General features: G+C 47.4%; 10 protein-coding genes and 1 pseudogene. 3 read left to right on the top strand and 8 right to left on the bottom strand.

Going from position 1 to position 14,254, the window contains the following annotated elements:
- Positions 1–205 (top strand): annotated as a pseudogene (locus T538_RS19110) (transposase); the annotation flags it as partial.
- Positions 206–385: 180 nt separating this feature from the next.
- Here T538_RS19110 and T538_RS0116870 read toward each other — a convergent pair.
- From T538_RS0116870 to T538_RS0116835, 8 genes are all read right to left on the bottom strand, one after another.
- Positions 386–646 carry a hypothetical protein gene (locus T538_RS0116870; protein ID WP_031535918.1) on the bottom strand — a complete coding sequence of 87 codons (261 nt, stop codon included), beginning with the start codon at positions 644–646 and terminating at the stop codon, positions 386–388.
- A gap of 1 nt (position 647) precedes the next feature.
- Entirely contained in the window at positions 648–1,412 is a 765-nt protein-coding gene (locus tag T538_RS0116865) for an HNH endonuclease (protein WP_031535916.1), read from the bottom strand.
- A 121-nt stretch (positions 1,413–1,533) separates the two neighbouring features.
- On the bottom strand, positions 1,534–1,947 hold the full coding sequence (gene tsaE, locus T538_RS0116860; protein WP_031535914.1) for a tRNA (adenosine(37)-N6)-threonylcarbamoyltransferase complex ATPase subunit type 1 TsaE: 414 nt from the start codon (positions 1,945–1,947) through the stop codon (positions 1,534–1,536).
- A gap of 15 nt (positions 1,948–1,962) precedes the next feature.
- Complete coding sequence (locus T538_RS0116855) at positions 1,963–3,516, bottom strand: T9SS response regulator signal transducer PorX (RefSeq protein WP_031535912.1); 1,554 nt, start codon at positions 3,514–3,516, stop codon at positions 1,963–1,965.
- A 6-nt stretch (positions 3,517–3,522) separates the two neighbouring features.
- A complete protein-coding gene (locus T538_RS0116850; RefSeq protein ID WP_081835068.1) occupies positions 3,523–6,450 on the bottom strand; it encodes a type IX secretion system periplasmic lipoprotein PorW/SprE in 2,928 nt (975 codons plus the stop codon).
- A gap of 36 nt (positions 6,451–6,486) precedes the next feature.
- The gene (locus T538_RS0116845) at positions 6,487–7,311 is read right to left on the bottom strand and encodes a metal ABC transporter permease (RefSeq protein WP_031535908.1); all 825 of its coding nucleotides are present in this window, start codon (positions 7,309–7,311) and stop codon (positions 6,487–6,489) included.
- A gap of 18 nt (positions 7,312–7,329) precedes the next feature.
- Complete coding sequence (locus tag T538_RS0116840) at positions 7,330–7,755, bottom strand: hypothetical protein (protein WP_031535906.1); 426 nt, start codon at positions 7,753–7,755, stop codon at positions 7,330–7,332.
- A gap of 8 nt (positions 7,756–7,763) precedes the next feature.
- Positions 7,764–9,026 carry a 3-phosphoshikimate 1-carboxyvinyltransferase gene (locus T538_RS0116835; protein WP_034539485.1) on the bottom strand — a complete coding sequence of 421 codons (1,263 nt, stop codon included), beginning with the start codon at positions 9,024–9,026 and terminating at the stop codon, positions 7,764–7,766.
- Positions 9,027–9,146: 120 nt separating this feature from the next.
- On the opposite strand from T538_RS0116835, the gene T538_RS0116830 reads away from it, so the two are divergent.
- A complete protein-coding gene (locus T538_RS0116830; RefSeq protein WP_031535903.1) occupies positions 9,147–12,101 on the top strand; it encodes a glycoside hydrolase family 2 protein in 2,955 nt (984 codons plus the stop codon).
- Positions 12,102–12,146: 45 nt separating this feature from the next.
- Positions 12,147–14,171: a protein-disulfide reductase DsbD family protein gene (locus tag T538_RS0116825; protein WP_031535901.1), complete on the top strand. Its 2,025-nt coding sequence runs from the start codon at positions 12,147–12,149 to the stop codon at positions 14,169–14,171.
- The last annotated feature ends 83 nt before the right edge of the window (positions 14,172–14,254 follow it).

Below are 14,254 nucleotides of genomic sequence, written 5' to 3'. Positions count from 1 at the left end.
ACTCATTGCCAATCTGCTCATAACTGTCCTCTCAAGAAGCATAAAACGAAACTGCGCATTCTCGCAAGTTGTCACCATGATACGCCTTACGCTCATGTACTACATCGACTTCATTCGGTTTATGGAAAAGCCGGACAGAACTTGGAATGACATAGTTGCGAAAGAGACGCAGAAAGCACCACCAGAACCCACATTTTTTGATTGAGGGGGCTTACTTTTTTTAAAAAAGACCCCGAGGCGCATATTTACTGGGCTTCGGGGAGGATTTTTATTGCCTTTTGAGTTTTACCGGACAGCAATACAAAAAAGTATTATCTGCTGATGCTGGCGGATTCAACTTTGGCATTACAAATGCCTTATGTTAGGGCACTCGGAGTTCAGAAATCTACAACTGAATAAGATTTAAATTGGCATAGTAATATCCTAAAGCTTCGGAAAAAAGATTAATCTCCAAACGCTTTAATTCTTGGAGAACTTCTTTCTTTGAATCGAATTCATCTTTTATCCACTTTAAATCTTCATTTGATACTTCATCATTAGAAAGATAACGGAAAAGAATATCGCAAAGTAATACTCTATCATCAGAACTATATCTTGGATGATACTTTTCTATAAAACGTAAGTATGTTACATCTAGTTCGACCATATTATCGGGCATTTAGGTATTTACGATAATGATACTCTAAAAAATCTTGCTTGGGACAAAATCTATTTGGTAAAATTATTTTTTTATTATCCAGTCCTATAAGATAATTCTTGAAATCGCCGTTTTCTGTTTTGTCTAACAAAACATCTGATATTACGATGTGATAATCTGGAGTTATGGCTATAAGATAATTGTCATATGCTTTATGAAAAAAAGAATTCAGACATAGTCCATTTTCTGGATTACTTCGGTTGGTTGAATCTTCACTCCAGTCCACAATATGACATGCCTCTAAAAGTTCTGAATTTCCGATACCAGAAATACAACATTTGAAATCATAAGAGCACATAACAGCAGAGCGAAAGAATGATTGGTTTACTCTCTGTTTCACTATTGTTAATCGTTCTTTCCCGTTTGGCAATTTTTTTATATCAATATTTGCCATGTTCTCAATATTTTGTTGGGTGAATTTAGCTATCAAACATTCACTTTCAAATGTGAGTTTATCTGGGTTCTCATAAAACTCAGTCCAAATGTCTTTTTCTATTTTTGCACCATGAGATAACCCGACAATTCCTTTTTCTTTTAATTTCGGGTCAAGTCGTCCAATATTTCCAATTTTCATATTAAGTGCACTCGGACTCCTTCCTATGATTTTTGCATATTCCTTAATCATAGGATGTGTCTTTTTGCTATCTTTAAATGGTATTTTACAATACACATTAAAGGCAATAATAGTTTCTTCTCTTGTCCACTTGTTTACCATATAAGCATATATATCCTATTATTTATCTAATATGTATATTTCTATAATTGGAGTAATGTTTTTTACTCATCTTATTCTGATGAGAATATGCACTTTTTATAATTATTTTGATTCCTTCGTCTCAGAACGAAACGGTTCTTGAGCCGTCTTCGTTCTCTACGATGGTTACCTTTACGGCATCTTCTGGCAGAAGTTCCTCTATCAGTTCGGGCCACTCTATGAAGCAGAGCGCGCCGCTGTAGAAGTAATCCTCGTAGCCCATATCGTAAACCTCGTCGAGTTTCTTTATGCGGTAGAAGTCGAAGTGGTAGATTAGTTCGCCCGTTGTGTCGCTACGGTATTCGTTTACGATGGCGAATGTTGGCGATGCTACCGTGTCGGTTACTCCCAGTTCCTCGCATACGGCCTTGGTGAAGGTTGTCTTGCCGGCTCCCATCTTGCCGTAGAATGCAAATACTGTATTCTGGTCGATGGCTGCCACAAACTGCTTGGCTGCCTCTTTGATGTTATCTAATGAGTCGATTTTTATTTCCATAATTCTTATATATTTTTAGTTTCGTTTTTTTCCTTGTAGAGTTATCAGCGGAACAATCATCTCTTCAAGCGATATTCCGCCGTGTTGGAACGTATCTTTGTAGTAGCTAACGTAGTAGTTGTAGTTGTTGGGATATGCAAAGAAACTGTTTCCGGTGGCGAAGATGTAGGCTGTGCTGATGTTTGGCGACGGCAGTTCGCACTTCTTCGGATTCTTTATCTCGAACACCTCCTTTGGATTGTAACTCAGGTTCTTGCCCAGTTTGTAACGCAGGTTGGTGTTGGTGTTGCGGTCGCCCACCACCTTTATAGGGTTGTTGCACCTTATGCTTCCGTGGTCGGTGGTTATGATAATTTTGTAGTCGCTTGCCGCCAGAGCCTTGAAGAGGTCGCGCGTTGCCGAGTGCTGAAACCAACTTAGCGTTATGCTTCGGTAGGCTGCCTCGTTGTTTGCCAGTTCGCGCACCATCATGCTCTCTGTTCGGGCGTGCGACAGCATGTCGATGAAGTTTAGTACGATGACGTTGAGCTGGTTTTTTGTAAGCTGACTGAATTTCTCGAGCAGTTTCTCGGCGTTGGCTGAGTTGTTAATCTTGTTGTAAGAGAACGACTCCTTGCGTCTGAAACGCTTCATCTGCGTGTCGATGAGCGGTTCTTCGTTCAGGTTCTTGCCTTCTTCCTCGTCCTCATCAACCCAAAGGTCGGGAAACATGTTTGCAATCTGCTGTGGCATCAAGCCCGAGAATATGGCGTTGCGCGCATATTGCGTTGCCGTTGGAAGGATGGTGAAGTAGAGGTCTTCGTCGATGGTAAAGTCGGCTGAAAGTTCCTGACTTAGCATCTTCCATTGGTCGTAGCGGAAGTTGTCGAGAACCAGCAGAAAGACCTTCTCTCCGTTGTCGAGCAGCGGAAAGACCTTCTTTTTGAATATGTCGGGACTGAGAAGCGGCGCGTCCTGACGGTTCACAATCCAGTTTTCGTAATTCTTGCGTATGAATTTGGCGAAGGCGTTGTTTGCCTCGCTCTTCTGCATCTCGAGCATCGATGTCATCTCGCTGTTGGTGTTGGTCAGTTCAAGTTCCCAATGCACCAGTTGCTTGTACACCTCAATCCAGTCGTTGCAGGTTAGCGAGTCGTTAATCTGCATGCTCAGTTTGCCGAAATTCTGCTGATAGCCTGTGTTCGTAGCCTCGGTTACTATCTCCTTCTGATGGATGTTCTTCTTCAGCGTCAGCAGAATCTGGTTAGGGTTCACGGGCTTTATCAGATAGTCGGCAATCTTAGAGCCTATGGCTTGGTCCATGATGTTCTCCTCCTCGCTCTTTGTAACCATAACGATTGGCACCGACGGCGTGAATGCTTTAATCTGCGACAGCGTTTCAAGTCCGCTTATGCCCGGCATGTTCTCGTCGAGCAGTATAAGGTCGAACTCTTCTTCCTTGCACAGGTCTATGGCATCTGTTCCGTTGCTTACGGTTGTGACCTCGTAGCCTTTCTTTTCCAGAAAGATGATGTGAGCCTTCAGCAGCTCAATCTCATCATCTACCCAAAGTAGTTTTCCGTTACTCATACGCTTTTAGAAATTAAAGGGGTTAAAGTCATCAGTTGGTGCGCCTTGTTGTTCGGCGTCGTCAGCAGATTGTTCTTCTTTCTTCTCTGGCACATCATAGTCGGGCTCGTTTAGCGAGTCGATGCTGTCAATTTCCTTCATAATCTTTGGCAACTGGTTATGATATGTCTTTTCGAAATATTCCTGATAGTCGTCGAAACTGTAGTAGTCGCCCAAGAGTTTCATGTTCTCTTCGGATATTATTACTACGCGCAGACCGGCGAGTTTTTCGCTCATTCCGTCGGCGGCAAAGAGTTGCTGCGAGTATCTTATTGCCTCCTTCATGTTGATGAACGGCTTAACCTGAAGCATGCTTATGCCGTTGTTGCGCACAAACGATAGGTCGAAGTTGCGCACCATGAACTTGCCGAAGTTGTATCGGGCAATCTCGAACAGAAGTTGGTTCTCGTTTACCTTTCCGCTCTCGTATGCGAGCATGAATAGGTGAGTGCCTTCTTCGTTCTTGCTCCATTCCGGAATCTTTCCGGCTTCCTTGTTCTCCTCTTGCGTGCTCATGCCACGGCGCGACCACAGCGAGCCTGTAAGACTTGCGTTCTGGAGTATTCTGCCTTCCTGAACGCCCTTAACCATCAGTCCGGCAATCTCGCTGATGCCGTCGTTCGAGTATCTCTCGGCAATAATCTTCAGTTCGGCCACGAAGCCGTTCTGGTCGTTGCCATGCAATTTGTTCATGGCGTCGAGGAACATGAATTTGGCGCGGTTCTTGCCTCGCGGATATTTCTCGTCCGAGATTTTCACGTTCTTCTCTATCGTCTCGTAGTCGCCGTTGCGATAAGCCTCGTATGTTGCGGCGTAGAGCGAATCCTCGATGTGTTTTCCGTACTTTGCGTTGTACAGATATTCGGGGTCGTTAGCCATCTTGGTGTAGTCGCCTTCGGGATATGACTCCTTCAGTTTCTGCTGATATACAGACGATTGTCTGTTGTCCATTATGTCCATAAGATAGAGGCGGTAGAACACCTCTTCTTCCTTGTCGTATTTTGGATAGTTGTTGATGAGGCGTAGGAACGAGCCTCGTGCAAGGCTGAAGTCGCCCAGACGGTCTTGGCACACCACGCCTGCGCCGTAGAGAGCATCCTTCAGGATGTCGTTGCTCTCGTTCATCTTCTCCTCCGAAAGCGGAATCTGCTTGAGGTAGAAGTCGCGGCTCTTGTTGTCCTCGGCTGTCGGCTCGGCCGCCATCTCCTTTAGACCTTTGGTAGGATTGCTTACAGGCCGTTGCAGTTGTTCCTCTTCCTGCTTAGGCTCTTCGGAAGATTGTGCCGTGGCTGGTTCTTCCTCGTCCGATTGCAGAACACCCTTGTTCTTTCGTCGCCAGTTATCTTCGAGCACTCGGCGTCCCCATTTCTTCTGGAAGGCCGTCTTTCCCTGCGACACAACCGTCGGGTTGTAGAAGTACCACGCGTTGTCGCCCTTTCCGGCAACAGGCACCTGTGGAGCCTCGGTCTTCGTCTTGCTTTCAAGTTCTGCCATCTGCTCGTCGTGCTCAGCCATTCGGGCGGCGCGTTCGGCTTCTTTCTGCTCTTCTTTTTCTTTCTTAATCACCTCCTCGATTATGCGGTCTATGCACGCAAGTCGTTCGGTCTCAGACATTCTTGCAAGCCGCTGAAGGCTGTCCTGAAGTTCGATGTTCTGAGTATGTTCAACCAACTCGTCGAGAATCTCCGAGCGGTGGCTTGTCTCCTTGTATTCGGCATGAGTTGTGCCAATTAGTCCGAGCGCATCGGTATAACATTCCTTTGCGTTCTTGTACTTGTGCTTTTCCCAATATATGTTGCCGAGTTTCAGGTTCAGAATACCTTTTTCTATGCCGTTGCGTGCCTCAGCCTTTCTGCCTTGCTCGTAGGCTTTTATGGCTCTGGCGGTGTCGCCCCGTGTTAGATATACGTTTCCGATGGCATAGTGAACTTGGTCGAGATACTCGCTGTTCTTCGGGTTACGTGCCATCGAGTTCAGTTTCTTCAGAACCTTCTGCGAGTTTGCCTTGCTCATCACCTCGGTCTGCATTATGCGCGCGTTGAACTCGAGGATGTAAGGCGGATTTACGCCAATCACATTGCTGAAATACTTGTATGCCTTGGCATCGTCGCCTGTCTGGTGGCACAACTGACCGATGAGGTAGAACATTCTGGCTCTGTTGTACGTGCCCTTCACGCTCTTGAGCGATTTTTCGAGATACGGAATAGCCTCTTTGTATTTCTGTTGTCTTAGCAGAAGATGACCTCGCGCTCCGGCATACGACGATGTTAGTTTCCACGACAGACTGTCGCGGTTCACGTTGTTAAGGATGTCTTCCGAATCGTAGAACCAGTCGAGTTCGCTGTAGCATCTTGCCAGCCATATCCTCGACTGCGCCAGAACATCGGGATTGTTGCTGTAAAGCCTGTTGATGTACGAGAATGTCGATGCCGCCTCGATAAACTCGCCTTTGTTAAACTGCGCTTCGCCCATCAGAATCCACGCCTTCCACAAAAACGGGTTATACTCTTTCTGTGCCAGCCACTTGCGGTTCTTCTCCGTTCTCTTCTTGTCGGGAGCAACCTTCGGTTTAGCCTTTATGCTGTGCAGTTTGATTGTCTTCTCGCACTTCAGTATGGTGCGGTCGTAGAGCGATTTTCCAACCTCGGCAGTCTCTTTGTTCGACACGATGAAGTAGGGCAGAATCTCCATGTAGTTGTCCTTGTTCTGCTTTTCCTGCTCCTCCTTAGCCTCCTTGAACGCCTCGTGACCGTTGAAATAAGTGTTGTATCGTGCCGTAAACGATTTGTAGAAACGCGTCTGTGCCGTGTTCTTGCTCGAAGAACACCCGGCAATAAAGCCTGTGGCAAGCATCAGGCAAAGAAAGGCGGCGTATGTGGCGAATCGTTTCAACATGACATATCTAAAATACAAAACTCACACATCTCGTTTTTATTGTACGGCAGATGTGCAGAATCTTGACTTTATGTTCTGGTATATTTTGCAGAGAGTATAGATAAGTATTGATACACAGATGATTGTGGCTCCCGACGGAATGTTCAACTGGTAAGAAATGAACAGACCGCCGATGCAACTCAGAAATCCTATCGGGATTGAAAGCAGCATGATGTGCTTGAACTGGTTGCAGAACAGGTTTGCCGTCATCTGCGGAAGGGTGAGCAGCGATATTACGAGCACGATGCCAATCATTCTGAGGCACGACACGATGGTTAGCGCAATTACCGTCATCATCAGATATTCTATTGCCTCGACTGGCAGCCGCTGCGAGCGTGCAAACTCACGGTCGAACGCTATGGCTACTATCGGTCTGAGCATCAGCACAAAGAGCAAGCACACAAAGGTGGCGAGAATGGCAAGAAGCCAGAGGTCGCCTGTGGTTATTGTCAGAATGTTTCCGAAGAGGAACGACGACAAATCAGCCAGAAATCCCGGTGTAAGGAACGAGAAGATGATGCCTATGGCAATGCCGAACGTCCAGAACACGGCGATAGCCGAGTCCTCACGCATGTCGGAGCGGCGGCTGAACCATTGTACTCCCCACGCCGACAGAACCGAGAATACGGCAGCCGACAATATAGGGTTCACGCCCAGAAAGACGCCAAGCCCTATGCCGCCGAACGATGCGTGCGTTATTCCGCCGCTAATGAATACAAGTCGGCGGGTAACGATGTACGTTCCTACCAGTCCGCATATAATGCTGGCAAGCAGGCTTCCCAGAATTGCGTGCTGAAAGAATATGTATTCGAAAATGCTCATTTTTCAGAAAGATGAATATTAGTGGTTCCTTCGCTCGCCGATAATCAGGAAGACCTCGTCCTTCAGTTCGTCGGGCAGTTCTACGGCTCTTAACTGAAGCGAACGAACCCAGCCTGCTACCTCGTCCTCGCGCATGGTAAAGAGAACATCGCGGAACTCCTCAATCTGCTCGGCTGTGTATTGGTCTGACGGAGTGCCTCGGTATTCGTCGAGTTCCTCGTCGTTGTAGTACTCTATTTCCTTGCTTATTGCTGCCAGCAGACTGTCTTTCTCGCATGTCTCGTGCTGTCCGCAACATTCCATGTTCTGCACGTCGACGATGTTAAGTGCATCGGGCGGCAGTTCGCCCTTGTCAATCTTCTTCTGTACGCTCTTGTTGTGGAAGTATCCGGCAACGAGAGCCGTTATTCCTGCGGCTATAAGCAGATATATAAGTATGTGCATAAAAAATGTTAGTTATATTCGTTCTCAATTCCGAAGCCGGCTTTCTTCAGGTCGTTCCAATAGTTTGGATACGATTTTGTTACCACCATCGGCTTCTGAATCTGCATCTTGATGCCTTTTATCACCGCCGGGGCAAAAGCCATTGCCATACGATGGTCTTCGTATGTGCTTATCTCTGCCACCTCGTCGGCATTGCATCTCTCGCCGTTCCAGCATAGTTCTGCGCCATTGTCCGAGTCGTTAAGCACGAAGCCCATCTTGTGTAGTTCGGTCTTTAGTGCCTCTATGCGGTCGGTCTCTTTTATCTTCAGACTCTGCGTGCCCTTAAAGTGGAAGGTTATGCCCATCATGCAGCACGTCACGGCAAACGTCTGCACAAGGTCGGGCTGTTGTGCAAAGTCGTATTCAAGATGCTTTACAGGCTCGCCCTTCTTTGTAAGGATAACCTGCTTGTCGGCAAAGGTCGTTTCAACTCCAAGATTCCTGAAGATGTCGGCAACCTTGCTGTCGCCCTGATAACTGTCTCTGAACAGAAGCGGAAGCCGTACCGTGCCGCCGTCTGAGAGTGCCAGCATCTCGTACCAGTATGACGATGCGCTCCAGTCGCTCTCAACGAAATATCTTGTAGGCTTGTACTTTACAGGCTCTACCTTTATTGTGTTGCTGCCGCTCCATTCTGCCACCGCCCCGAAGTCGCGCATAATCTTCAGCGTAAGGTCGATGTAAGGGCGGCTGTTTATGTTTCCCGTTATGGTCAGTTCAAGACCGTCGTTAAGTGCCGGGCCAATCATCAGTATTGCCGATATGTATTGCGAACTTACGTCACCAGCAATGGTACACTTGCCCTTCAGGTTGTTGCAGCCCGTTATGCGCAGCGGCGGAAAGCCCTCTTTCTCGGCATATTCTATGTTTGCGCCCATTGAGCGTAGTGCGTCTACCAATATGCCTATCGGTCTGTTCTTCATTCTCTCCGTGCCGGTGATGGTGCGCACGCCCTCGGTTATCGACAGAAATGCCGTGAGGAATCTCATGCTCGTTCCGGCAGCCATTATGTCAATGGTGTCGCCCATCTCCTTCAAAGCTCTTATCATGACAAACGTGTCGTCGCAGTCCGACACGTTTTCGGGTATCTCCTTGCTTCCTGCCAGAGCATTTATTATCAGCGCACGGTTGCTGATGCTCTTCGACGACGGAAGTTTTATCTCGGCGTTAAGCTCCGCAGTAGGGAGCACGCTGCATTTGTATGGCGTTTTGGTGCTTGATTTGTCCATCAGTTTGTATTGTTTTCTATTGAAAATGCAAAGATAATCAATTTATTTGTTTTTTCGGTTGCCTTGATTTATCTTTGCGCAAGTTAATAAAATCTTTTGTCACGTGTTAAAACTTTTATAATGTACAGAATTACTAACTTAACCCTTTTTGCAGCAGCGATGTTGATATCGTTGTCGGCTGCGGCGCAACACAACGTAAAATTCGATTCGGGCTGGAGTTTCAGCCGTGGTGGAAAGACAAAGAATGTAACTTTGCCTTATGCGTGGAATCAGAGTGAGGCTTTCAAAGTCCATATCGAGAAACTATCTACCGATACGGTAAGATATACCAAGGTGTTCAAAGTCCCGTCGGCATGGCGCGGAAAGAAGGTTTTTATCGAGTTCGAAGGAGCGCGGCAATGTGCCGTTGTCTTTCTTAATGGCAGGCAGATAGCCATGCACGAGAACGGCGTTATGGCTTTCGGAGTCGATCTTACCCAGCACCTTGTGTTCGGAAAGGAAAACAGACTCGAAGTCCTGACGGACAACGACTGGAAATACAAGGAGAAAAGTACACGCAGTTCATTCCAATGGAACGACAAAAACTTCAACGCCAACTATGGCGGACTTCCTAAACACGTCCGTATCCATGTGCTCGACAAGGTTTATCAAACGCTTCCGCTGTATTCAAGTTTAGGAACGGTGGGCACATACGTCTATGCCCGTGGAATAGATGTTGATAGCCGTAAGGCTGATATCTGTGTAGAGTCCGAGGTTATGAACGAGACCGATTCGGATATGCCTGTAAAACTTGTATGCGAGGTTTACGACAAAGGCAGAATGATAAAGTCATTCTCTACGGCAGGCAGGATAGCCAAGAACTCAAAGGCTGTGTTAAAAGCCGAATCGCCCGTTGCAAATCTAAATTTCTGGAGTTGGGGATACGGCTATCTTTATGATGTAAAGACGAAGATTGTGTCGGAAAAAGGAGCAGTTCTCGATGAGCAGACAATAAGCACCGGCTTTAGGAAAACCGGTTTCCATGATGGAATAACATGGCTGAACAACCGTGCAATAATGGTTCATGGTTTTGCCCAGCGCACAAGTAACGAGTGGCCGGGTGTTGGAATGAGTGTTCCGGCATGGCTCAGCGATTACAGCAATTCGCTCATGGTTCGTAGTGGAGGAAACCTTGTCAGGTGGATGCACGTTTGTCCTTGGAAGCAAGATGTTGAGTCGTGCGACCGCGTTGGACTTATGCAGGCTATGCCGGCAGGCGATGCCGAGAAAGATGTTTCCGACCGCAGATGGGAACATCGTATTGAACTGATGAAAGATGCAATTGTCTACAATCGCAACAATCCAAGCATCATATTCTATGAATGCGGAAACAAGGGCATCAGCGAGGAACACATGAAACAGATGCTCGAAATTCGCAATCGGTTCGACCCTAACGGCGGTCGTGCCATAGGTTCGCGCGAGATGCTCAGCAACAAAACCGTTGCAGAGTATGGTGGCGAAATGCTCTACATAAACAAAAGTGCCACAAAGCCAGTATGGGCAATGGAGTATAGCAGAGACGAAGGGCTTCGCCGATATTGGGACGACTGGAGTTTCCCTTACCATAAGAGTGGTGACGGACCTTTATACCGAAACTCCGATGCTTCGGCTTACAACCTGAACCAAGACCAGCTTGCCGTTGAGCATGTGCGCCGTTGGTACGATTACTGGCTCGAACGTCCCGGAACAGGCGAGAGGGTGAGCAACGGCGGCGTAAAAATAATCTTCTCCGACACAAATACGCACAACCGTGGCGAGAGTAACTATCGTACAAGCGGAATAGTAGATGCCATGCGTTTGCCAAAGGATTCGTATTACGCTCATCAGGTTATGTGGAACGGATGGATTACGCCAGACAGCAGTCAGACCTATATAATGGGGCATTGGAACTATCAGGCAGAAACCGTAAAGCCTGTGTATGTTGTTAGCGATGCTCCATCGGTAAAACTCTTTGTCAACGGCAGGGAGATTGAAGGCGGCAGAAACGATTACCATTTCTTATATACATTCGATAATGTGAAGTTTGAGGCTGGCGAGATTAAGGCGGTTTCTTACGATGAGGCCGGACGCGAACTTTCATCATACAGTCTGAAAACTGCTGGCAAACCGCATCATATTCGTCTCACCACCATGACCGATGCGCGTGGCTTCAAGGCAGATGGGGCTGATATGGCTATTATTGAGGTTGAGGTTGTTGACAAAGACGGAAACCGCTGTCCGCTTGCAAACAATAAGATCCGTTTCAGTCTGAAAGGGGCGGCTGAGTGGTGTGGAGGCTTGGCTAAAGACTCGCTTGGAACAAACTGTGTAGGCTCTCAGATTCTTCCTGTTGAATGTGGCGTGAATCGTGTGCTTTTGCGTAGCACGACCAATCCGGGCAGGATAGTTGTCTCTGCTGATGCCGACGGACTTGGCAAGGCTTCGTGTGTATTGAAGACTGTCAAGCCAACAGATGGCTCATCAAGTAATGCTTCGGCTATGACTCTTACGACCGATAACAAGAGCACAACCGTTCCGTTTACGATGCTGCGTGGCGAAACTCCTTCTACGCCTTCTTATAAACAGATATTCCGTACTGTAAAGATTGCCGATGTCGTAGCCGGATGCAGTCAGAGCACGGCGCGATATAGTATCGACGACAACGAGGAGACAGAATGGAAGAACGACGGATTATCTTCAACGGCATGGATAACATACAAATTTGCAAAGCCCGAAGTCGTCAGACAGGTGGTTGCTAAGTTCACAGGCTGGCGCAAACGCAAATATCCTATTGAGGTTTATGCCGACAGCACGTTGGTTTGGAAAGGCGAAACTCCTACAAGCCTCGGCTATGTTCATCTCGAACTAAACCCGAAGGAATCCCGAAGCATAACCATACGACTGAAGGGCGCAGCCGCAAACAGCGATGCTTTTGGGCAGATCGTCGAGCTTGCAGCCCCAGTTGCAAATGAACTTGACCTTTTCAAGGCTAAGGACGGCGATAAGGTCAAGAACGAACTTCGTATCGTAGAGTGTGATTTGCTTGCAGATAAATGATAAAATGTAGCATAGAATCCCATAAATTCATTATTTTTGCGCAAAATGAGACGGATTATAACAACAATCATGCTTTTGCTCGGCATAATGATACCGACAATTGCGCAAATCAAAAGTCCTGTAAAGTTTGCTGTCAAGCAAAAACAGGTAAGCGAACGTGAATTTGACGTCATCTTCAGCGGAACAATTTCCAACGGATGGCATGTGTATTCAACCGGTCTGCCCGACGACGGACCTGTCTCTGCTTCGTTCCATTTCGAAGACAGCCGCAACGTGAAGGCTGTGGGCAGACTGAAGCCCGAAGGCAACGAGATAAAGAAGTACGATGATATGTTCGGCATGGACGTTCGGTATTTCGAACATTCCGTGCAGTTTGTACAGCGAATACAGATAACTGGCGACGACTACGAGGCTAACGGATATCTTGAATATGGCGCATGTAACGACGAGAATTGTCTTCCGCCTACATCGGTGGACTTCTCTTTCTCGGGCAAGGTTGCCGCAGCCAAGACTGATGCCGCAAAGGATGCGGCTCAGGCAGACGAGAAGAACGCTATTGCCGATTCGTCCGTTGCATCGGCTTCTTCGGCAGTAGTGATGAATGTCGATACAACTGCCGTGTCCGACTTGTGGACTCCTGTAATAGACAAACTCAGCTCTTTCGGCGAAGACGAAGGACAGGGTGGGGCAGACCGCTCTCTTCTCACCATCTTCCTGCTCGGCTTCTTGGGCGGACTTGTGGCTCTTGCCACTCCGTGCGTGTGGCCTATAATCCCTATGACGGTAAGTTTCTTCCTTAAACGAAGTGCCGACCGTTCAAAAGCCATCCGCGATGCGTTTACATACGGCGCAAGCATTGTTGTCATCTATATGCTTCTGGCTGTTGTGGTAACGCTGCTGTCGAGTGCCAACCAGCTCAACGCTATTTCTACGAGTGCCGTTGCCAATATATTCTTCTTCCTGCTGCTCGTCGTGTTCGGACTCAGTTTCCTCGGCTTGTTCGAGATTACTCTGCCTGCATCGTGGAGCACCGCCGTTGATAGTAAGGCTGACAAGGCAACAGGATTGCTTAGCATCTTCCTTATGGCATTCACCTTGGCGTTGGTGTCGTTCAGCTGCACAGGTCCTATCATCGGTTTCTTGCTGGTAGAGATATCAACAACAGGCGAGTTGCTCGCCCCATCGCTCGGTATGTTGGGCTTTGCCATCGCGCTTGCCCTGCCGTTCACTCTGTTCGCCCTCTTCCCTGCATGGCTCAAGCAAGCACCAAAGTCGGGCAGTTGGATGGTGGTGGTAAAGGTGTTCCTCGGTTTTATCGAGCTGGCTTTTGCCCTCAAGTTCTTCTCTGTGGCCGATATGGCTTACGGATGGAATCTGCTGTTCCGCGATTTGTTCATAGGTATCTGGGTTGTGCTCTTTGCATGGCTTGCCCTCTTCCTGTTCGGGCTTGTCAAGATTCCAGACGACCATAGGGGAAAGAAGTCTGTCGGAAAGGTTCGTATTTTAATAGGTGCTATTGTCGCGCTGTTTGTCTGCTATCTCGTTCCGGGACTGTGGGGCGCGCCTGTCAAGCTCGTTAGTGCCTTCACTCCGCCAATGAGTACGCAGAAGTGGAAACTTGTGGATAATTCGGTTAAGCCGATGTTCAGCGATTATGACGAGGGTATGGCGTATGCGCGCAAACACAACAAGCCTGTCATGCTCGACTTTACTGGTCTTGGCTGCGTAAACTGCCGAAAGATGGAGGCTGCCGTGTGGACTGACCCTAAGGTGCGCGAGATGCTCGAGAACGACTATGTATTGATAGAGTTGTATACCGATAACAAGAAGCCGCTTCCGCAGAAACTTACGGTTACCGAGGCTGATGGTAGTACGTTGACTCTCCGCACTCTTGGCGACAAGTGGAGTTATCTGCAACGTCACAAGTTCGGAAGCAACACGCAGCCGTTCTATGTTCTGGTAGATGGCAACGGCAATCCGCTGAATGCAGCATACAGTTACGACGAGGATATCGACAAGTATGTGAAGTTCCTGAAGACGGGTATTGAAAATTCGAAAGTTGAAAATTGAAAGTTGAAAAATTCAGAATTGACAATGGACAGTTGACAATTGACAATGAACAATTCAAAATTCATAATTGATAATTCAAAATT

The sequence above is a fragment of the Bacteroides sp. Ga6A2 genome (assembly GCF_000702225.1).
In the GTDB taxonomy this organism is placed as follows: Bacteria; Bacteroidota; Bacteroidia; order Bacteroidales; family Bacteroidaceae; genus Ga6A1.
This window is presented reverse-complemented; position numbering and strand designations above follow the sequence as displayed.